The organism is Streptomyces sp. NPDC007872, from assembly GCF_042868165.1.
In the GTDB taxonomy this organism is placed as follows: Bacteria; Actinomycetota; Actinomycetes; order Streptomycetales; family Streptomycetaceae; genus Streptomyces.
In genome coordinates this window covers 1,114,420-1,135,098 of record NZ_JBIAEA010000001.1, presented here as the reverse complement: position 1 = coordinate 1,135,098, position 20,679 = coordinate 1,114,420, and the positions used below count along the sequence as shown (strand labels likewise).

At 72.6% G+C, this 20,679-nt stretch carries 18 protein-coding genes; 4 read left to right on the top strand and 14 right to left on the bottom strand.

The window, feature by feature from the left end; genetic code table 11:
* The first annotated feature begins 342 nt into the window (after window positions 1-342).
* The gene (locus tag ACFYNX_RS04665; protein WP_388657573.1) at window positions 343-996 is read left to right on the top strand and encodes a bifunctional DNA primase/polymerase; all 654 of its coding nucleotides are present in this window, start codon (window positions 343-345) and stop codon (window positions 994-996) included.
* Between the two features lie 71 nt (window positions 997-1,067).
* Here the strand turns inward: ACFYNX_RS04665 and ftsY are convergent, their stop codons facing one another.
* The 5 genes from ftsY to ACFYNX_RS04640 all read right to left on the bottom strand — a co-directional run bounded on the left by ftsY (window position 1,068) and on the right by ACFYNX_RS04640 (window position 8,783).
* On the bottom strand, window positions 1,068-2,291 hold the full coding sequence (ftsY, locus tag ACFYNX_RS04660; RefSeq protein ID WP_365546441.1) for a signal recognition particle-docking protein FtsY: 1,224 nt from the start codon (window positions 2,289-2,291) through the stop codon (window positions 1,068-1,070).
* A gap of 176 nt (window positions 2,292-2,467) precedes the next feature.
* Window positions 2,468-3,901, bottom strand: coding sequence for a sugar porter family MFS transporter (locus tag ACFYNX_RS04655; RefSeq protein ID WP_365546444.1), 1,434 nt, complete (start codon window positions 3,899-3,901; stop codon window positions 2,468-2,470).
* A 215-nt stretch (window positions 3,902-4,116) separates the two neighbouring features.
* The gene (gene smc / locus ACFYNX_RS04650; protein WP_388657569.1) at window positions 4,117-7,662 is read right to left on the bottom strand and encodes a chromosome segregation protein SMC; all 3,546 of its coding nucleotides are present in this window, start codon (window positions 7,660-7,662) and stop codon (window positions 4,117-4,119) included.
* A 234-nt stretch (window positions 7,663-7,896) separates the two neighbouring features.
* A complete protein-coding gene (locus ACFYNX_RS04645; protein WP_030220558.1) occupies window positions 7,897-8,115 on the bottom strand; it encodes a hypothetical protein in 219 nt (72 codons plus the stop codon).
* 386 nt (window positions 8,116-8,501) lie between these two features.
* Window positions 8,502-8,783, bottom strand: coding sequence for an acylphosphatase (locus ACFYNX_RS04640; RefSeq protein WP_388657566.1), 282 nt, complete (start codon window positions 8,781-8,783; stop codon window positions 8,502-8,504).
* A 169-nt stretch (window positions 8,784-8,952) separates the two neighbouring features.
* Here ACFYNX_RS04640 and ACFYNX_RS04635 point away from each other — a divergent pair, with 169 nt between their 5' ends.
* On the top strand, window positions 8,953-9,939 hold the full coding sequence (locus ACFYNX_RS04635) for a CAP domain-containing protein (RefSeq protein WP_388657564.1): 987 nt from the start codon (window positions 8,953-8,955) through the stop codon (window positions 9,937-9,939).
* A 318-nt stretch (window positions 9,940-10,257) separates the two neighbouring features.
* Complete coding sequence (locus ACFYNX_RS04630; protein ID WP_388657561.1) at window positions 10,258-10,950, top strand: HAD family hydrolase; 693 nt, start codon at window positions 10,258-10,260, stop codon at window positions 10,948-10,950.
* 61 nt (window positions 10,951-11,011) lie between these two features.
* On the opposite strand, the gene mutM is transcribed toward ACFYNX_RS04630, so the two are convergent.
* The 9 genes from mutM to ACFYNX_RS04585 form a co-directional block, all read right to left on the bottom strand.
* Entirely contained in the window at window positions 11,012-11,875 is an 864-nt protein-coding gene (gene mutM, locus ACFYNX_RS04625; protein ID WP_388657558.1) for a bifunctional DNA-formamidopyrimidine glycosylase/DNA-(apurinic or apyrimidinic site) lyase, read from the bottom strand.
* Between the two features lie 155 nt (window positions 11,876-12,030).
* Entirely contained in the window at window positions 12,031-12,837 is an 807-nt protein-coding gene (gene rnc, locus ACFYNX_RS04620; protein ID WP_125662750.1) for a ribonuclease III, read from the bottom strand.
* A gap of 20 nt (window positions 12,838-12,857) precedes the next feature.
* Window positions 12,858-13,031 carry a 50S ribosomal protein L32 gene (rpmF, locus tag ACFYNX_RS04615; RefSeq protein WP_015036448.1) on the bottom strand — a complete coding sequence of 58 codons (174 nt, stop codon included), beginning with the start codon at window positions 13,029-13,031 and terminating at the stop codon, window positions 12,858-12,860.
* 2 nt (window positions 13,032-13,033) lie between these two features.
* Window positions 13,034-13,687 (bottom strand): DUF177 domain-containing protein, encoded by a 654-nt coding sequence (locus tag ACFYNX_RS04610; RefSeq protein WP_125662753.1) that lies wholly within the window; start codon window positions 13,685-13,687, stop codon window positions 13,034-13,036.
* A 162-nt stretch (window positions 13,688-13,849) separates the two neighbouring features.
* Window positions 13,850-14,917, bottom strand: a complete 1,068-nt coding sequence (locus ACFYNX_RS04605) for an ATP synthase F0 subunit B (protein WP_388657554.1) — start codon at window positions 14,915-14,917, stop codon at window positions 13,850-13,852.
* Between the two features lie 110 nt (window positions 14,918-15,027).
* A complete protein-coding gene (gene coaD / locus ACFYNX_RS04600) occupies window positions 15,028-15,507 on the bottom strand; it encodes a pantetheine-phosphate adenylyltransferase (RefSeq protein WP_365546523.1) in 480 nt (159 codons plus the stop codon).
* A gap of 26 nt (window positions 15,508-15,533) precedes the next feature.
* Window positions 15,534-16,118 (bottom strand): 16S rRNA (guanine(966)-N(2))-methyltransferase RsmD, encoded by a 585-nt coding sequence (gene rsmD, locus ACFYNX_RS04595; RefSeq protein WP_365546464.1) that lies wholly within the window; start codon window positions 16,116-16,118, stop codon window positions 15,534-15,536.
* Between the two features lie 82 nt (window positions 16,119-16,200).
* Entirely contained in the window at window positions 16,201-18,393 is a 2,193-nt protein-coding gene (gene recG, locus ACFYNX_RS04590; protein ID WP_365546466.1) for an ATP-dependent DNA helicase RecG, read from the bottom strand.
* A gap of 59 nt (window positions 18,394-18,452) precedes the next feature.
* Window positions 18,453-20,225, bottom strand: a complete 1,773-nt coding sequence (locus ACFYNX_RS04585) for a DAK2 domain-containing protein (protein ID WP_388657550.1) — start codon at window positions 20,223-20,225, stop codon at window positions 18,453-18,455.
* Between the two features lie 237 nt (window positions 20,226-20,462).
* Between ACFYNX_RS04585 and rpmB the strand changes: the two genes are divergently transcribed.
* Entirely contained in the window at window positions 20,463-20,648 is a 186-nt protein-coding gene (rpmB, locus tag ACFYNX_RS04580; RefSeq protein ID WP_003957616.1) for a 50S ribosomal protein L28, read from the top strand.
* Window positions 20,649-20,679 lie beyond the last annotated feature (31 nt).

The following is a 20,679-nucleotide window of genomic DNA, read 5'->3' as shown; positions in this document are numbered from 1 at the left end:
ACTCCTTCGAACGGGAAACCGGGTTGCCACCGGCATACCCACGCGTGCAGTGCGCCCCGTGGTTCGAGTACCGAAAGTAACCCTACGATCACCTCTCTACGAGAGGGATTCAAGAAACGCCACCATTCGCCACCCCTTCGAATGAACCCGCCACCCGTGGAACGCGCTTCACTTGACATGCGACGAACCGGAGTCGGCGGACGGATGCGCGGAGAGGCGCGTGTCGCGGTCCGCGCCACCCCCCGTACGGCCGTGCGCCACTCGCGATGACGGAGCGTGACGGGGAGTGACGACGGCACTCCTGGTCGTAACCACCGGCGCGCTCGACCCGTTGGAGGGGACATGGGTTTCACGATCGGCGGCATTCGTGAGATGCGGTCCGGCGCACGCCGCCGCGTACGCGCCACGGAGTGCACAGCGGTGGCGGAGTACACGGGGCTGTGGGGCTGGGACGTGATCCCCGGCGCGCGGGCCGTCTCGGGTCGGTGCTCCTGCGGCGATCCGGTGTGCGCGGCCCCCGGGGCGCACCCGTTCTCCTTCGCGGAGCCGGTCCCGGCGGGCGCCGGGCTCGACGACGCGACCAGGGCGTGGTCGCAGTACCCGGGCGCGGCGCTGCTCCTTCCGGTGGGCCGGGCCTTCGACGTGATCGAGGTGGCGGAGGCGGCGGGCCGGCGGGCCCTGGTCCGCTTGGAGCGCATGGGCCTTCCGCTCGGCCCGGTGTGCGCGACCCCGACCGGCCGGGCGCGCTTCTTCGTGGCGCCGGGGGCGGCGGCCGAGCTGCCGCGGCTCCTGTACCGGATGGGCTGGGACGACGCCGATCTGGACCTGCACTGTCTGGGCCCCGGCTCCTACGTCACCGCTCCCCCGTCGGACCTGGGCGGCCTCGGCCCCGTGCGCTGGCTGCGGCCCCCGACCCTGGACACGGCGGGCGCGCCGCCGCAGGCGCGGCTGCTGCTCGGCACCCTGGCGTACATCTGCCACCGCACGCACTACTGACGGCCGTACGGATGAAGGGCCCCCGCCGATTCCCGGCGGGGGCCCTTCTACGCGTGCGCGTGGACGTGCGGTCAGTCGCCGATCAGGGCGTCGACGAAGGCGCCCGGCTCGAAGGGGGCCAGGTCGTCCGGGCCCTCGCCCAGGCCGATCAGCTTGACCGGGACGCCCAGCTCGCGCTGGACGGCGATGACGATGCCGCCCTTGGCGGTGCCGTCGAGCTTGGTCAGGACGATGCCGGTGATGTCGACGACCTCGGCGAAGACGCGGGCCTGGATCAGGCCGTTCTGGCCGGTGGTGGCGTCGAGGACGAGGAGGATCTCGTCGAGCGGGCCGTGCTTCTCGACGACGCGCTTGACCTTGCCGAGCTCGTCCATGAGGCCGGTCTTGGTGTGGAGGCGGCCGGCGGTGTCGATGAGGACGACGTCGGCGCCCTCCGCGATGCCCTCCTTGACCGCGTCGAAGGCGATCGACGCCGGGTCGCCGCCCTCCGGGCCGCGGATGGTGCGGGCGCCGACGCGCTCGCCCCAGGTCTGGAGCTGGTCGGCGGCGGCGGCGCGGAAGGTGTCGGCGGCGCCGAGGACGACGGACTTGCCGTCGGCGACGAGGACGCGGGCCAGCTTGCCGGTGGTGGTGGTCTTGCCGGTGCCGTTGACGCCGACGACCATGACGACGCCGGGGACGTCGGCGGGGCTCTCGGTCTTCACCGCGCGGTCGAGGTCGGGGCCGAGGAGGGTGATCAGCTCCTCGCGGAGCAGGCCGCGCAGTTCCTCGGGGGTGCGGGTGCCGAGCACCCTGACGCGCTCGCGCAGCCGCTCGACGAGCTCCTGGGTGGGGGCGACGCCGACGTCGGCGGTGAGGAGGGTCTCCTCGATCTCCTCCCAGGTGTCCTCGTCGAGGTGCTCGCGGGACAGGAGCGTGAGCAGCCCCTTGCCGAGCGAGTTCTGGGAGCGGGCGAGGCGGGCCCGGAGCCGTACGAGACGGCCGGCGGTGGGCTCGGGGACCTCGATCACGGGGGCCGGGGGCTCGGCCACGACCGGGTCCTCGACGGCGGTCGGGGTCCCGGTGGCCTCCTCGGCCGTGGGGAGCTCGACCTCCTCGACCGTGCGGCGTGGTTCTTCCCGCGGTGTCTCCGCCTCATCGCCGACGCGCGGTTCGGCGGGCGGAGCGGTGATGGTCGGCGGGGTGGACGGCGGCTCGGCCGGGGGCAGCTTCTTCTTGCGGCCGCTGACCACGAGCCCGCTCGTCACGGCGACCGCGACGACCAGAGCGATGACTACAGCAAGGATGAGTTCCATAACGGGTCCAGTATGGCGTCACCCCGCCCGCGCCCCCCGTACTCCCCGTGGGGCACGCCTCCGGGCAGCGGACCGGTCCGCCGTTCGGCGGTGCCGGACACGAGGACCGCCCCGGTCCGGGGCGCGGGCCTCGGAGCGGGGCGGTCTCGATGGACGAGGAGAGGGGGCAGCGGGGGTCAGCCCATCTCCTCCAACGCCTTGCCCTTGGTCTCCTTGACGTACCGGAGCACGAAGGGGATCGAGAGCACGGCGAAGACCGTGTAGATGATGTAGGTGCCGGAGAGGTTCCAGTCGGCGAGGGACGGGAAGCTGGCGGTGATGGCCCAGTTGGCGATCCACTGGGCGGAGGCGGCGACGCCGAGGGCGGCGGCGCGGATCCGGTTGGGGAACATCTCGCCGAGGAAGACCCAGACCACCACGCCCCACGAGAGGGCGAAGAAGAGCACGAAGACGTGGGCGGCGACGAGGGCCACGACGCCCTGGGTGTTGGGCAGCTTGCCGTCGACGAGGTCGGCGGAGAAGGCCCAGGCCTCGAAGGCGAGGGCGATCGCCATGCCGGCGGAGCCGACGAGGGCGAGCGGCTTGCGGCCGACCCGGTCGACCAGGACCATCGCGATCACGGTGCCGATGATGTTGATGATCGACGTGGTGAACGAGTAGAGGAACGAGCTGGACGGGTCGATGCCGACGGACTGCCAGAGGGTCGCGGAGTAGTAGAACGCGACGTTGATGCCGACGAGCTGCTGGAAGACCGAGAGTCCGATGCCGACCCAGACGATGGGCAGCAGCTTGAAGCGGCTGCCGGAGACGAACAGGTCCCAGAAGCTGGACTTGTGCTCGCGGCGCATGGCCTGCTCGATCTCGTCCACCCGGTGGTCCAGGTTCACGCCCTTGCCCTCGACCTCGGAGAGCACCTCCTTGGCCTTGTCGATCTTGCCGACGGAGATCAGGAAGCGGGGGGACTCGGGGATCGCGAAGGAGAGCAGGCCGTAGAGGAGGGCGGGGACGACCATGACGCCGAGCATCCACTGCCAGGCCTCCAGGCCGCCGATCTTGCCGCGCTGGTCGCCGTCGGCGAGCTGGAGGATGCCGTAGTTGACCAACTGGGAGATGGCGATGCCGATGACGATGGCGGCCTGCTGGAAGGAGCCGAGCCGGCCGCGGTAGGCGGCGGGGGCCACTTCGGCGATGTAGGCGGGGCCGATGACGGAGGCCATGCCGATGGCGAAGCCGCCGATGATCCGCCAGAAGGCGAGGTCCCAGAGGGCGAAGGGCAGGGCCGAGCCGATCGCGCTGATGGTGAAGAGGACGGCGGCGATCTGCATGCAGCGGATGCGGCCGATGCGGTCGGCGATCCGGCCGGCGGTGGCGGCGCCGATGGCGCAGCCGATCAGCGCGATGGCGATGACCTGGGCGAGGGTGCCGGAGCCGATGTCGTACCGGTGGCGGATCGCCTCCACGGCGCCGTTGATGACGGAGCTGTCGTAGCCGAAGAGGAAACCGCCCATCGCGGCGGAGGCCGTGATGAAGATGACGTGACCGAGGTGGTCCGGGTGGGCGGAGCGGCCTTCGGAGGGGGGCGGCGGGGGCGCCTGCTCAGTGCTGGTCACATGGACTCCTGGGGGCTCCGGCAGCGTTGTCGGGGCATGGGGGGCGAACCCTTCCAGTGGCGCACAACTTCACGCCGCCCACCACTTGAAGGTAAAAGCAACGTTGCAGAGACTATGCCTTCAAGTTTCGAAGTCAATACCCACCCTCTCAACGAACAGAGGACAAGGCAGTGCCTCACGCGTTCAATTCTTGAATGCGGGCTCGGGCGGAGCCGCTAACGCAGCCTTTGGCTGATGACCTTGGATACCCCGTCGCCCTGCATGGAAACGCCGTACAGCGCGTCCGCGACCTCCATCGTCCGCTTCTGGTGCGTGATCACGATGAGCTGCGAGGACTCCTGGAGCTCCTGCATGATCCGGATCAGCCGCTGGAGGTTGGTGTCGTCGAGCGCCGCCTCGACCTCGTCCATCACGTAGAACGGGCTGGGCCTGGCCTTGAAGATGGAGACGAGCAGCGCCACGGCCGTCAGCGAGCGCTCGCCGCCGGAGAGCAGCGAGAGCCGCTTGACCTTCTTGCCCGGCGGGCGGGCCTCCACCTCGACGCCGGTGGTGAGCATGTCGTCCGGATCGGTGAGGACGAGACGGCCCTCGCCGCCCGGGAAGAGGCGCGAGAAGACGCCCTCGAACTCGCGGGCCGTGTCCCGGTACGCCTCGGTGAAGACCTGCTCGACGCGCAGGTCGACCTCCTTCACGACCTGAAGCAGGTCGGCCCGGGTCTTCCTCAGGTCCTCCAACTGCTCCGAGAGGAACTTGTGCCGCTCCTCCAGGGCCGCGAACTCCTCCAGGGCCAGCGGATTCACCTTGCCGAGCTGGTGGTGGGCCCGTTCGGCGGCCTTCAGCCGCTTCTCCTGCTCCGAACGGACGAACGGCCGGGGCTCCGCGGGCCCGGCGCCCTCCTCCCCCTCGACCGCGGGCGGCGGGGGGACGGGCTGGTCGGGGCCGTACTCGGCGACCAGGGCGGCCGCCCCGACGCCGAACTCCTCCAGGGCCTTGGCCTCCAGTTGCTCGATCCGCAGCCGCTTCTCGGCACCGAGGACCTCGCCGCGGTGGACGGAGTCGGTCAGCTTGTCCAGCTCGGCCTTGAGGTCCCGGCCCCGGGCCCTGGCCTCCGCGAGCCCCCGTTCCCGGCCGGCCCTGGCCGCCTCGGCGACCGCCCGCTCCCGCTCGGCACGGGACAGCGAGACCTCGACGTGGGCCAGGAGCGTCCGGGCCCCGGCGGCGACCGCGCCGGCGACCTCCGCCTCGTGGCGGAGCCGGACCCGGCGCTGCTCGGCACGCGCGCGTGCCTCCCGTTCGGCGCGGGCGGCCCGGTCGAGGGAGTCGGCCCGCCCGGCGAGCCCCCTGACCCGCTCCTCGTGGGTACGGACCTGGAGCCGCGCCTCCATCTCGGTCTGGCGCGCCCGGGAGCCGTCGGCCGCGAGCCGGTCGCGGACGGAGGCGTCGGGCTCCTCGTCCCCGCCCTCCCCGGTGGCCTCCTCGGCCACCAGGAGCCGTTCGGCCAGCTCCTCGGCGTCCGCGGCGGCCTTCTCCAGGACCTCCCGGGCGCGGGCGACGGCCGCGTCGGCGCGCTCGGCCTCCTCCGCCGCTCCCCTGGCCTGTCCGGCGAGCCGGCCGAGCCGCTGGGCGACGGCGGACTTCTCGCGCTCGGCGGTACGGCGGCGGGCGTCGAGCTCCTCGACGAGCGCGCTGGCGGTGCGGCGCCGCTCGCCGGCCTCCTCCCGCGCGGCCGCCAGCGCCTCGCACCGCGCGCCCAGTTCGTCGAGCTCGGCGGCGGCCTCGGCCACGGAGGCCTGGACCTCCAGGAGGCTGGGGGCGCCGGCGGAGCCGCCGTGCGCGAAGTGCGCGCCGAGCACGTCCCCCTCGGTGGTGACGGCGGTCAGCGCGGGCCGGGTCCTGACGAGTTCCGCGGCCTCGTCCAGGTCGTCCACGACGACGACGCCGTCGAGCAGGCGGCGGACGGCGCCCATGAGTTCGGCGGGTCCCCGGACGAGGTCGGCGGCGAACGGACGGCCTCCGGGCGCGGGGCCCACCGGCTCCGGGGCCGGGTCCCGGGCCCCGGTGAGGAGCAGCGAGGCGCGGCCCGCGTCCTGCTTGCGCAGCAGGCGGAGGGCCTCGGCGGCGGCGGAGGGCCCGGCGGCGACCCCGTCGGCGGCCGCGCCGAGGGCGGCGGCGACGGGGACCTCGTACCCGGGGGTGACGGTGAGGAGGTCGGCCGCCGGGCCGAGGAGTCCGGCGATCCCGGCGGCGAGCAGGGCGCCCGTGCCGTCCTTGCGGCGCAGTCCGAGGGCGAGGGTGTCGTGGCGGGCGCGGGTCGCGGCGCGGCGGCGCTCGGCGGCGTCGAGGGCTTCGCGGGCGGCGCCCAGGGCGGTCTCGGCCTCGGCGAGCTCGCGACGGGCGGCCTCGTGCCGTCCGGCGTGCCCGGTGTCCTCCGCGTCGAGGCCGTCGACCTCGGCCCTGAGCCGTTCGTACTCCTCCTGGGCGGCGGCGGCCCGCTCGGCCGCCTCGTCCCGGGCGGCGGCGAGCCGGTCGATCTCGGCCCGGGCGGCGGCGGCGCGCGAGCGGGCCGCGTCGACCTGGCCGTGGAGGCGGGCGAGGCCCTCGCGGCGGTCGGCGAGGGCGCGAGCGGCGTCCTTGAGGCGGCGCTCCTCGTCCGTCAGCGCCCGCTCCAGGTCGGAGCGGTGGGCGACGGCGTCCTCCAGGGCGCGTTCGGCGGCCTCCAGGGCGGCTTCGAGCTCGGCCTCCTGCTCGCGGACGCGGGCCGCCTCCCGTTCCAGGTCCTCGGGGTCGCGGCCGCGCCGCTCCTCGGGGGGCGCGGTGGTGGCGCTCTTCACGCGCGCGTCGGCCAGGGAGACGGTGCCCCGGACGCGTTCGGCGAGCTGGGAGAGGTCGTACCAGGTCTGCTGGGCGCGCTCCAGGCGGGGCACGAGCGCGCGTGCCTCGGCCTCCAGGGCGGTCTCCCGCGCGAGGGCGGCGCGCAGCTCGGTCCCGGTGGCCTCCTTGCGCGCGAGGAGGGCCGCCTCGTCGGCGACCTCGGCGTCGAGCGCCGCCCTGAGGTGGACGAGGTCGTCGGCGAGGAGGCGCAGGCGCGCGTCGCGCAGGTCGGCCTGGATGACGACGGCCCGGCGGGCGACGGCGGCCTGCCGGCCCAGCGGCTTGAGCTGCCGGCGCAGTTCGTCGGTGAGGTCCTGCACGCGCGCGAGGTTGGCCTGCATCGCGTCGAGCTTCCGCAGCGCCTTCTCTTTCCGCTTGCGGTGCTTGAGGACGCCGGCGGCCTCCTCGATGAAGGCGCGGCGGCCCATCGGGTCGGCGTGCAGCACGGAGTCGAGCTGTCCCTGTCCGACGATGACGTGCATCTCGCGTCCGATGCCGGAGTCGGACAGCAGGTCCTGGAAGTCGAGCAGGCGGCAGGTGTCGCCGTTGATCTGGTACTCGCTGCTGCCGCCGCGGAACATGATCCGGGTGAGGGTGACCTCGGCGTAGTCGATGGGCAGGGCGCCGTCGGAGTTGTCGATGGTCAGCGAGACCTCGGCGCGGCCGAGCGGGGGGCGCCCGGTCGTGCCGGCGAAGATGACGTCCTCCATCTTGCCGCCGCGCAGCGACTTGGCGCCCTGCTCGCCCATGACCCAGGAGAGGGCGTCCACGACGTTGGACTTGCCCGATCCGTTGGGGCCCACGACACAGGTGATTCCGGGTTCGAACCTCAGCGTGGTGGCCGAGGCGAACGACTTGAATCCGCGGAGCGTCAAGGCCTTGAGGTGCACGTCGGGGACTCTACCGGGGCCCGCGCGTTTCACCCGCGAACGTGCAGGGCAGATCCTCGGATGAGAAAGGGGGAGGAGTGGGGGACTCCGGGGAAACAGCGGGTGAAAGCAAGAAGGGACGCCGAAGCGCCCCTTGCGTGTTCAGCCGACATGCGTCGAGCCCCATATGCGGCTGTGTGGCGGCCGGCCTCGCCGACCTGTGTGTTTCCCACCTGGCCCCTCGGGGCTGGGTTGTCAGGTGAGCGCAGGCTCCGCCTGGGGTACGTCGAGGTCGATGCTGTCCAGCAGCGACTCTCCCTGGTGCTGAGCGGCGGCAGCGGCGAGCGCGTCGTTCTCGGACTGGATCCGTACCAGCTCGGATTCGAGGTCCTGGACGCGCTGCTGGAGCCGTCGCATCTCGGCGAGGAGTCGCGGGTCGGAGCCGCCGACGTATCCGAGAAGCGCCTTTGCCATGATGGATGGTCCTCCACAATGAGTGACCGACCGAAGCGGTGTGGGTCGTGAGGGATTGGCACCCGCGGTGTTCGGCAGTGACTTGTTGTGCCGGTTCCACTGCCCCACAGCCAAGGTGCGCGGGGCTTCCAGAGTCTCACCAAAAAGTTTGACGGTCAACACGATCACGCCCCGTTCGGAGGGACGGCCGGGGAGTCCACGGCCGCTCAGGGGCGGCGGTGCGTCTCGACCCGGCGCCTCGGGGCGTCGCGATCAACCTCATCGGGCAGCCTTCCACGGCGGGCGCTCCTTGGCAACCACCAGGCGCTTTTCCCTTCACACGCCCGTTACGGCGCGTTCGCACGGAACCCCGACGGGTCACCGGAAGGGGTGTCGGAGAGTGATCGTCAGCGGATGGCGAATCCTTCGTAGCCTCCGCGCGGGGTGTCCCAGATCTCAGTGACTCCGTCCACGCGTCCGGGTGTGTCGTCGGAGTGGAGCCAGCCGAGCAGACGGTGGCAATTCTCACGCGGTCCCTCGGCCACGACCTGGACCCGGCCGTCGTCGAGGTTGAGGGCGAAGCCCACCAGGCCGCCGATCTCCAGGGCGTTTGCCCTGGTGAACCAGCGGAAGCCCACTCCCTGTACCCGGCCGCGCACCCAGGCGGTCATCCGTACGTCGTCGCTCATGGCTGCACGCTAACGGGCAGCCCGGTCGAAGAGCACATCGCCCCCCGCTTCCCACTCGCGTACAGTCCCGACGAACGCGTCTCACCCGTTCGGGCGCGCGCCGTTCGACGGTCGGACCGCAACGGTACCGACCGCAAAGATCAGCAAAGACCAGCAGGAGGGCAGAGCCATGGGACGCCACCGTCGCTCCGGCGCCGCACCCGCCGCAGAAGACTACGCGGCCGGTACGGACCGCCGGCACCGGGGTGACCGCCGCAGGCGGACCGTGCGCACCGGCCTGCTCGGCGCCTCCGCGGCGGTCGCGGTCGGCGCGGTCGCGGTCGCCTCGGGCCTCCTGCCGGGCGGGGACACCCTCACGGTCGGCAGCACCGACACGGTCGAGCACCGGGCGCCGTCCCGGCAGGCCCCGGAGCTGACCACGCAGGGCGGGGCGACGGAGACCCCGACGACCACGCGCACGGGGACCGGCAGCGGGAAGCCTGCCTCCCCCTCGGCGAAGCCCGGCCCGAAGCCGAAGGCCACGAAGACGGCGACCCCGAAGCCCTCGAAGACCACCGCCTCCCCGAGCGCGAAGCCCAAGCCGAAGCCGACGTCGACCCCCTCCCCCGCGCCGAAGGCCACGAAGAAGACGGCCCCGAAGCCCGTGCGGACGGCCGCCCCGAAGACCTCGGCCGCGCCCACCACCGAGGCGCCCGCGCCGAAGCCCGACCCGACCACGCAGGCCCCCACCGCCAAGGCCCCGGTCCGGAAGGCCGCGCCGGCCTCCACCGCCAACCGGAACGACGCCGCCGAGGCGGAGGTCCTCCGCCTGGTCAACACCGAGCGCGCCACCGTGGGCTGCACCCCGGTGACCGCCGACGCGCGGCTCGCCTCGCTGGCGGGCGCGTTCAGCGCGGACATGGCCGCCCGCGGCTTCTTCGACCACACGGACCCCGACGGGAACACCCCGTGGGCGCGCGCCCAGAAGGTGGGCGTCTCGACCCTGGCCGGCGAGAACATAGCCCGCGGCCAGGCGGACGCGGCGGCCGTGATGGAGTCCTGGATGAACAGCGACGGCCACCGCGCCAACATCCTGAACTGCGACTTCAAGACGATGGGCGTCGGCGTGCACTTCGGCGACGGCGGCCCGTGGTGGACCCAGGACTTCGGCTACTGAGATTCCCGCGGGCCACCGTGCGGGCCGTCTCGGAGCCGTGACCGGCATCCGGGGCGGCCCGCGCCGCGTCGACGGGGCCGACGAGCGGCTCCGCGACCGCATCGGCGCGGTTCTTCAAGCGGTACGCGATCGTCCACGAGGACGTGTTCTTCGGATGCGGCCCGGTCCGCCCGCATAAGGTCGTCGCCCGGGGCGAGACGACCGGGAACCACGACCTCGTGGGCGAGGGCGGCGAGACGTCCGACGGAGCCCGGCGGGTCCAGCGACCCCGGATGCGGTCCGGCAGCACCCGGGAGACCACCGGAAGGAACTTCGACCGTGACGCACACCGACCCCCTCACCGAGATCCTGGCGAACGCCCGCGTCCTCCTCTTCGACTTCGACGGCCCCGTGTGCGACGTGTTCGCGGGACTGCCGGCCCCCGAGGTCGCACGAGAGCTGACCGCACTCCTCTCCGCCCGGGACGCAGCCGCGGGCGCGAAGGCCGCCCGGACCGACGACCCGATCGAAGTCCTGCGCATCGCGCACGAGGCCGGCACCGAACCGGGCCGGAGGATCGAGCAGGCCCTGACGTCCGCCGAGGTACGAGCCGTCGCGGTGGCCGGACAGCCGACTCCGGGAGCGGCCGAAGCCCTCCGGGCAGCACGCGCGGCCGGCCGGGGGGTCGCGGTGGTGAGCGACAACTCCGCCGAGTGCGTCCAGGCCTTCCTGGAACTCCACGGCCTCCAGGAGCACGTCACGCACATCGTGGGCCGCCCCTCCGAACAGCCCCACCTGATGAAGCCGAACCCGTTCCCGCTCATCACGGCGGCCGAACAGATGCACATCGACGTCACGAGCTGCACCCTGATCGGCGACTCCCTCACCGACGTCCGGGCCGCCCACGCGGCCGGGGCGAAGGTCATCGGCTACGCCGACGAGCCCCACAAGGCGGACCTCTTCAGCGAGGCGCAGGCCGACGCCGTCACCGAGCACATGCAGGACATCGCCGACGCCCTCACAGCGGAGTAGCCGGGGAGCAGCGGGGCGGAGTCCCCCACGTCGACGCCGGCCCCGGCTCCGCGCGGCCGGCTCACCCCGTGACGACGCGTGGCGGGCGCTGGCAGCGGGGGCAGAAGTAGCTGGAGCGGTTCATCCAGGGGCGGCGGCGCATCGGGGTGCCGCAACGGCGGCAGGGCTCGTCCTCGCGGCCGTAGGCGTCGAGGGAGCGGTCGAAGTAGCCGGATTCGCCGTTGACGTTGACGTACAGGCTGTCGAAGCTGGTGCCGCCGACGGCGAGCGCCGCGTTCATCACGTCCCGGACGTGTCCGAGGAGTTCGGCCGAGCGCGGCCGGGTCAGGGTGGCGGTCGGCCGGTCGTAGTGCAGCCGTGAGCGCCAGAGCGCCTCGTCCGCGTAGATGTTGCCGACGCCGCTGATCAGCGACTGGTCCAGGAGGGCCCGCTTGATCGTCGTACGGCGCAGGCGCAGCGCGGCCTGGAAGGCGGCGTCGTCGAACGCCGGGTCCAGCGGGTCGCGGGCGATGTGCGCGATGACGTCCGGGAGCCCGTCGGGGCTCTGGTCGTGGAGCGAGAGCCCGCCGAAGGTGCGCTGGTCGACGAAGCGGAGCTCGGTGCCGACGGCGTCGTCGAAGCGGACCCGGATGCGCAGGTGCTTCTCGTCGGGGGCGTCGTGCGGCTGGACGAGCAACTGTCCGCTCATGCCGAGGTGTCCGAGGACGGCCGTCCCGGTGTCGGCCAGCGGCAGCCAGAGGTACTTGCCGCGCCGCCGCGCGCCCTCGACCCGCCGGCCCTTCAGCCGGGCCGCGAAGTCCTCGCCGCCCGCCAGGTGGCGGCGCACGGCCCTGGGGTGCAGGACCTCGGCCTCGGTCACGGTCCGGCCGGCGATCCAGCGCTCCAGACCGCGCCGGACGACCTCGACCTCGGGCAGCTCGGGCACGGTGTTCCTCCGGAGTCGTTCGTCACTTCTTCACTTCTTCGACGGCGGAACCACCCTACTGCCGTCCGGATCGCGCGTGAGAAGCCCGGAAAAGACGGGAACCCCGCCCTGGGGCGGGGTTCCCGGAAGGCTCCGGAAGCGAGCAGGACGAAAGGTCAGGCCGAGGCCCGGTCCTTGGCAGGAGAGGGGTCGGCGACCGCTCCCGCCTCGGCCGCGGCCTTCGCCGCCGCCACACGCTCGTCCGCGGCCGCGCGGATCGCGCGCCACGCGGACTCCGCCGCCTGCTGTTCCGCTTCCTTCTTGCTGCGGCCGGTGCCGGTGCCGTACGAGACACCACCGACGCGGGCGGCAGCGGTGAAGGTCTTCTCGTGGTCCGGGCCCTCCTCGGAGACGAGGTACTCCGGGACGCCCAGGCCCTCGGCCGCGGTGAGCTCCTGGAGGCTGGTCTTCCAGTCCAGGCCGGCACCGAGGTTCGAGGACTTCTCGATCAGCGGGTCGAAGAGCCGGTGCACCAGCTCGGACGCCGCTTCGAGGCCCTGGTCGAGATAGACCGCGCCGATCACCGCTTCGAGGGTGTCGGCGAGGATGGACGCCTTGTCCCGGCCGCCCGTGCCCTCTTCGCCCCGGCCGAGCCGGATGAAGGAGCCGAGGTCGAGTCCGCGGCCCACGTCCGCCAGTGCACGAGAGTTGACCACCGCGGCCCGCAGCTTGGCCAGTTGGCCTTCGGGCAGGTCGGGGTGGGTGCGGTACAGCGTGTCGGTGACCACCAGGCCGAGCACGGAGTCCCCGAGGAACTCCAGACGCTCGTTGGTGGGCAGACCGCCGTTCTCGTACGCGTACGAACGGTGGGTCAGCGCACGCACCAGAAGGGCGGACTCGAGCTTGTAGCCGAGCCGCCCTTCCAGAAGCGTGTGGGACGAGGCATGGTCCGTCTTGTCGTCCGTCTTGCGGGACTCAGACATTGCGCCTCTCACCAGCCCAATCAGACCGAGAGGACCTGGCGCTTGTTGTAGGTGCCGCAGCTCGGGCACGCGATGTGCTGCAGCTTCGGCTCCTGGCAACGCTCACACGAAACCAGGGTGGGGACCGCAGCCTTCCACTGCGACCGGCGGTGGCGCGTGTTGCTGCGCGACATCTTCCGCTTCGGAACAGCCACGGCTACTTCTCCTGCTTCTCGGCGGCGCTTCGGACGTCCCCGTCAGAGGCTTTGCCGCTCATGTTGTCCTTCTCATCGGTTCCCAGCGAACCGGCGAGTCCCTGCAGTGCCGCCCAACGGATGTCGACGGCGTCGTGGTGGTGGTCCGGGTTCTCGTTCAGGTTGGTTCCGCACTCGGAACACAGGCCCGCACAGTCCTCCCGGCACACCGGCTGCATCGGCAGTGCGAGCACCACCGCATCACGCAGCACGGGTTCGAGGTCGAACATGCCGTCCTCGAGGGGGATCATGTCCTCTTCGCCCTCGGCCTCGTCGTCCGCGGCCGCCTTGGAGCGGCCCCGGTCGTCGGACTCGGGGTACGAGAACATCTCCTGGAAGTCCACGTCGAGCTCCAGCTCGACGGGCTCCAGACACCTTACGCACTCCCCCTCGGCCGACGCACGGGCGGTGCCTGTGACAAGCACCCCTTCCATGACCGACTCAAGACGGAGATCGATGTCGATCGGGGCGCCCTCGGGCACTCCGATCACTCCTTCGACGCCCATGGCCGCGGGGGCCTCGACCGATCGCGAGAGCCGCTGCAGGGCACCAGGACGCCGCCCCAGCTCGTGCGTGTCGAACACGAGGGGGTTGCGGTGGTCGAGGCGCGTGCTCAGGGCTCTTCCTGCTTTCGGATCGTTCTGCGTCGTGGAAGGTTCGTGGGCCGCCGACCGTGGGCAGCACGGGTCGCGGACATACGCGCGACCGAAGAGCCAGGATACTGGACGCTTCGCCCAGGGCCCAATCCGGGCCCTTCGCCCGTTCCCGCGTCCGCTCGCCTACTGCTGCTGCCCCTGGTCGTACTGCTGCTCGTACCGGCGCAACTGGTCCAGGTCGATCATGCTCGTGTCGAAGAAGCTGGTCTCGTCGAGCGCGGCGGCCTGCTGGGGCTGCTGGGCCGGCTGCTGGTACGCGTAGGGGTCCTGCTGCTGGTAGCCGTACGGATCGGCCTGCTGCTGGTACGCGTAGGGGTCCGGCTGCTGCTGGACCTGCTGGTACCCGTAGGGGTCCTGCTGGTAGCCGTACGGGTCGGGCTGCTGCTGCGGCGGGTCGGGGACGTGCGCCGGGGGCTGGACCGGGGCCTGCGCCGGGATCGGGGCCGGCTCGGGGTCGGAGAGTTCCGCGAGGCCGGCCAGGTAGTCGGCGTCGCTGGTGTGGACCGTGCCGCCGAGGCCGTCCTGGGCGGCCATGTGCTCGCCGAGGTCGTCGGTGGCGATCCGGCCGTGCAGCTTCTGCCGGCCGCGCCCGACGGCCTCCAGGGTCTTGCTGAGCACCGCCTCGAAGGCGCCCAGCTTGGCGGCGATGAAGTCGTCGGCCCCGTCCGCCCGGTGAATCAGCGTCTGCGGGTCTGCGCTGTACTCGGGGGCGTCCTCGTCGGCGTAGCCGTCCGGCCCGAGCCCCGGGCCGCGGCCGAGGAGCTTCTCGCGGCCCCGGTCGACGGAGCCGATGGTCTTGTTGAGGACGACCTCGAAGTTGGCGAGCTTGGAGTCGACGTAGTCGTCGGCCTCGGCGCGGATCTCCTCGGCCTCGCGGCGGGCCTCGGAGAGGATCCGGTCGGCCTCCTCCTGCGACTGCCGGGCGACCTGCGTGTCGGAGACGATCGAGCCCCGCTCGGCGTGGGCGGCCTCGATGATCCGCTCGGCCTCCCGGCGGGCCTCCTCGACCATCTGCTCGCGGCCGCCGATCAGCTCCCGGGCCTGGGCGAGGGAGCCGGGCAGGGCCTCCCGCACCTCTTCGAGCAGGGAGAGCAGTTCGGCGCGGTTGACCACGCAGGATGCCGACATGGGCATGGAGCGGGCGCCCCGCACGGTCGCCACGATCTCGTCGAGCTTCTTCTGCACGTCCACCTGGTGCTCGCCACTCTCTACAGCCGGTTGGAGAAGGACGGGACGACTGTAAGGGCAGTCGGCGCCCGTCCGACACCAGGTGACGGAGCGTCAGCGGCGGTGGCCGCGCGTCACTTCTGCGCGAGCCGTTCGGTCAGGTGCCCGAGGACCAGCGGCGGGACCAGGTGGGAGACGTCGCCGCCCCAGGCCGCGACCTCCTTGACCAGGGAGGAGGAGAGGAAGCTGTACGTCGGGTTGGTGGGGACGAAGAGGGTCTCCACGCCCGAGAGGCCGTTGTTCATCTGGGCCATCTGCAGCTCGTAGTCGAAGTCGCTGACCGCGCGCAGGCCCTTGACGATGGCGGGGATCTCGCGCTGCTTGCAGAAGTCGACGAGGAGGCCGTGGAAGGACTCCACCCGGACGTTGCCGAAGTCGGCGGTGACCTCGCGGATCAGCTCGATCCGCTCGTCGACCGTGAAGAGGCCCTTCTTCGACTGGTTGATCATCACGGCCACGTGTACGACGTCGTACAGCTTGGAGGCGCGGGCGATGATGTCGAGGTGTCCGTTGGTGATGGGGTCGAATGACCCCGGACAGACGGCGCGGCGCAACGTGGGTCCCTCGCTCTCCGGTCCGGTCATCGTGCGTCTTCGCACGTAGAGGCGGCGCGACCGTACCAAAACGTTCCCTCGCCGTAACGACGGGCCCGCAGTGGCTCGAAACCGGCCGGCCAGCCGAATTCTCCGCCTCGGGTGCTGCGCTCCACGGTGACGAGGGCATCCTCGCCCAGCCAGCCCCCCGAGCGCAGTGTGAGGAGAATCTCCCGGAGACCGGCGTCCTCGACGGCGTACGGCGGGTCGAGGAAGACCAGGTCGTACGGGTCGGCGGGGGCCGGTCCGGTCACGATCTGCTCGGCCTTGCCGGTACGGAGCTCCGCGCCCGGCAGGCCGATCGCCCGGACGTTCTCCCGGATCGTCCGCGCGGCGCGGGGGTCGGCCTCGACGAGGAGGGCGTGGGCGGCGCCCCGGGAGAGCGCTTCGAGGCCGACGGCGCCGGAGCCCGCGTACAGGTCGGCGACCCGGGTCCCGTCGAGGGTGCCGAGGAACGCCTCCCAGGTGGAGAAGAGGCCCTCGCGCGCCCGGTCGGAGGTGGGGCGGGTGCCGTTGCCGGGCGGCACGGCCAGGCGCCGGCCGCCGGCCGTACCGGCGATCACGCGGGTCATCGGTGTCCTCGTCCTGCGTCGTCCAGTGCGTACGTCCAGTGCGTACGTCTCAGGATATGGCCGCGGTCGGACCGGTGGACGGTCAGCCCTTCTCCAGGTACTCCTCCCGGTCCTTGTCGAGGAGGGCGTCGAGGGCGGTGCGCAGGCCCGGGTGGGCGGTGAGGTCGGGGTCGGCGAGGACGAGGGCGGTGGCCTCCTCGCGGGCGGCGGTGATGACCTCCTCGTCGTCGATGACGGTGAGGACCCGCAGGGAGGAGCGGACGCCGGACTGGGCCTGGCCGAGGACGTCGCCCTCGCGCCGCTGTTCGAGGTCGATGCGGGAGAGCTCGAAGCCGTCGAGGGTGGAGGCGACGGCGCCGAGGCGCTGGCGGGCGGGGCTCGCCTCGGGCATCTCGGTGACGAGGAGGCAGAGGCCGGGGGCGGAGCCGCGGCCCACGCGGCCGCGGAGCTGGTGGAGCTGGGAGACGCCGAAGCGGTCCGCGTCCATGATGACCATGGCGGTGGCGTTGGGGACGTTGACGCCGACCTCGATGACGGTGGTGGCGACGAGGACGTCGAGGTCGCCGGCGGCGAAGCGGCGCATGACGTCGTCCTTGTCGTCGGGGTGCATGCGGCCGTGCAGGACGGCGATCCGCAGGCCCGTGAGGGGGCCGGTGCGGAGCTTCTCGGCGACGTCGAGGACGGCGAGCGGGGGCCGCTTCTCGGCCTCGTCCTCCGCGGACGCCCCGGACTTCTTCTTCCGGTCCTCCTCGTCGCCGATCCGGGGGCAGACCACGTACGCCTGGTGTCCGTTCTCGACCTCCTCGCGGACCCGTTCCCACGCGCGCGCGAGGAAGTGCGGCTTGTCGGCGGCGGGGACGACGTGGCTGGCGATCGGGGAGCGGCCGGCGGGCAACTGGTCGAGGACGGAGGTCTCCAGGTCGCCGAAGACGGTCATGGCGACCGTGCGCGGGATGGGTGTCGCGGTCATGACGAGGAGGTGCGGGGGCTGCTTGCCCTTGCCGCGCAGGGCGTCGCGCTGCTCGACGCCGAAGCGGTGCTGCTCGTCGACGACGACCAGGCCCAGGTCGTGGAACTGCACCTTGTCCTCGATCAGCGCGTGCGTGCCGATGACGACCCCGGCCTCGCCGGTGACCAGGTCGAGCAGGGCCTGACGGCGGGCGGCGACGCCCATGGACCCGGTGAGCAGGACGACCTTGGTGGCCCGGTCCGCACCGCCGAGCATCCCGCCCTCGGCCAGCTCGCCCATCATCTCGGTGACGGAGCGGTGGTGCTGCTGGGCGAGGACCTCGGTGGGCGCGAGCATCGCGGCCTGCCCCCCGGAGTCGACGACGGCGAGCATGGCGCGCAGGGCGACCATGGTCTTCCCGCTTCCGACCTCGCCCTGGAGGAGGCGGTGCATGGGGTGGTCGGTGGCGAGGTCGTCGAAGATCTCCTTCGAGACCTTCCGCTGGCCGTCGGTGAGGGTGAAGGGGAGCTTGGCGTCGAAGGCGTCGAGGATGCCTTCGGGGGCCGGCCTCCGGGGGACGGCGGGCAGTTGGGTGTCGGCGTGCCGGCGGCGGGCGAGGGCGACCTGGAGGACGAAGGCCTCGTCCCACTTGAGCCGGTCCCGGGCGGCGGCGATGTCGGCCTTGGTGCGGGGCCGGTGGATCATCCGGAGGGCGTCGGGCAGTTCGGCGAGGCCGCGGCCCTCGCGCAGGGCGTCCGGGAGCGGGTCGACGGCGTCGGTGACGCTCGGCAGGACCGCGTCGACGGCCTTGGCGATCTTCCAGGACTCCAGCTTGGTGGTGGCCGGGTAGATCGGGATGAGGGCCCCGGCCCAGACGTCCACGGCCTCCTCGCGGTCGCCGCGCAGGAGTTCGTACGACGGGTGGGCGAGCTGGAGGCGCCGGTTGAAGAGCGAGACCTTGCCCGCGAACATCGCTCGGGTGCCGGGCAGCAGGTCCTTGTGCGGCTTGTGCACGCCCTTGCCGAAGAAGACGAGCTGCACGCGGCCGCTGCCGTCGGTGATGGTCACTTCGAGGCGCTGGCCGCGCCCCTTGGAGCCGTTGAAGGTGAGCACACGGGCGTCGGCGACCTGCGCGACCACCGTGACGTGCTCGTCGAGCGGCAGGTCGGAGAGGGTGGTCAGCTCCCCCCGCTCGGCGTACCGGCGGGGGTAGTGGTGCAGCAGGTCCCCGACCGTGTGCAGGTCGAGCGCCTCGGCCATGACCTTGGCGGTGGCGGGGCCGAGGGACTTCTTGAGTGGTTCGTCGAGCGCGGGCACGCGTTCCATTGCACACCACGGGACCGACAGTCGGGGCGAGGCCTGTGGACGACCGCCGGGAGCGGCGCCTATTCCACCCCGATGAGCAGCGGCGGAGCCTCCGCGCCCGCGTGGTACGTGGTGGTGTCGACGGCCAGGTAGCCGCGCCGGACGTGGCGTTCGAGGTCGGCGGCGAGGCCGGGCGGGGTGCCGTCGGCGACGACGAGGGTGACGAGTTCGCCGCCCGCCGAGAGCATCCGGTCCAGGACGGTGCGGGCGGTCTCGGTGAGGTCCTGGCCGATGACGGCGACGTCCCCCTCGATGAGGCCGAGGACGTCGCCGGCCTGGCAGACGCCGGCCGAGGTGAAGGACCGGTGCTCGGCGACGGCGAGTTCGGCGTAGCGGGTGGCTCCGGCGGCGGCCGTCATGGCGACGACGTCCTCGTCGAAGCGCCGGTCGGGCTCGTGGACGGCGAGGGCGGCGATGCCCTGGACGGCGGCCCGGGTGGGGATGAGGGCGACGCGGACGCCCTCGGCCCTGACGCGTTCGGCGGCCGCTGCGGCGGTCTCGCGCAGGTCGGTGTCGTTGGGCAGGAGGACGACCTCGCGCGCGTGCGCCCGCCGGACGGCCTCGACGAGTTCGTCCTCGGCGGGGGGTTCGCCGGGGCGGGTCCGGACGGTGGTCGCGCCGGCCTCGGCGCAGAGCCCGGCGAGGCCTTCGCCGGGGACGACGGCGACGACCGCGCGCCGGGCGCGGGGTGCGCCTCCGGCGGGGTCGGTGGGGCCGGGGCGTCCGGTGGTCCCCCGCTCCTCGTTCCCGTGGCCGGTCGCGTGACCGGGTCCGTCACCGGCTCGGGGACCGTCCCCGGCCTCGTACCCCGCTCCGTACCCCGCCCCGTGACCGGCCTCGTATCCGTCCTCCCGGGCCGGAGGAGTCGGCGCGGTGGACGCGAAGTGGGTGATCCGGATGCGGTGGGGGCGGCCGGCCTCGACGCCGGCCTCGACGGCGGCGCCCGCGTCGTCCGCGTGCACGTGGACGTTCCAGAGGCCGTCGCCGCCGACGACGACCAGGGACTCCCCCAGGGCGTCGAGGCGGGCGCGCAGCAGCTCGACGGCCGTGTCGTCGGCCTCCAGGAGGTAGATCACCTCGTAGGCGGGCCCGTCCTCGCCCGCGCACTCCTCGCGGGGGGCGGCCGGCGGGAGCGGCGCGGCCCCGGACCGGTCCGGGCTCCGCCCTGTGACGGTCTCCAGGAGGGCGCCGAGGACGGCCACCAGGCCCCTGCCGCCCGCGTCCACGACCCCGGCGCGTTCGAGGACGTCCAACTGGCCGGAGGTGGCCGCCAGCGCGGTCGCGGCCCCCTCGTGGGCGCAGCGGGCCACCTCCACGAGCGTGCCGCCCGCCGCGCACGCCTCGGCGGCGGCGCTCGCCACGGTGAGGATGGTGCCCTCCACGGGGCGGGCGACGGCCTGCCGGGCCGCGCGCGCGGCCTCGGCGAGGGCGCGGGCGAGGTGATCCCCGTCACGTCCGTCGGCGAGGACGGTCGCCATGCCGCGCAGGAGCTGGGAGAGGATGGTCCCGGAGTTGCCGCGGGCCCCGAGGAGGGCACCGTGGGCCATGGCCCGCACGGCCTCTGCCGTGTCCGGGCCGGAGGCCGCGAAGACGGCTTCGACGGCCCGGTGGGCGGCTTCCGCCGTCAGGTAGAGGTTGGTGCCGGTGTCCCCGTCCGCGACCGGGTAGACGTTGATCGCGTCGATCTCCTCGCGCTCCCGTCCGAGGGCGTCGAAGGCCCTCGCGCACCAGGTCCGGACCGCTTCGGCGTCGAGCTCGACGAGCTCCTCGTCAGGCTGAAGGGCTCGCGACAACGGGGGGTCCTCCTTCGGCGGTGAGCTCACCGCAGGGTAGACCGGAGGTGTCCCGGGCGTGACCGGGGCCCGGGGCGGGGCCGGCGGGGAACATGGTAGTTTCGTTCCACGGAAGCAGGCGTTGTATGCTGCTTCGGTTGCCCGGTTCAGTCCGGGCCGTTCCCCGGCAAGCCACTTCAGACTCCTGATTCCGGTGCGCCGGATTTCACTGTAATTCTGAAGTCTTTGGAGTGACCCGTGGCTGCCAACTGCGACGTCTGCGGCAAGGGGCCGGGCTTCGGCAACAACATTTCGCACTCGCACCGCCGTACGTCCCGTCGCTGGAACCCGAACATCCAGCGCGTGCGTGCCGTGGTCGGTCGGACGCCGAAGCGGCTCAACGTCTGCACCTCGTGCATCAAGGCCGGCAAGGTCTCGCGCTAACCGCGACGTTCCGTCGTAGCGCAGCCCCTGC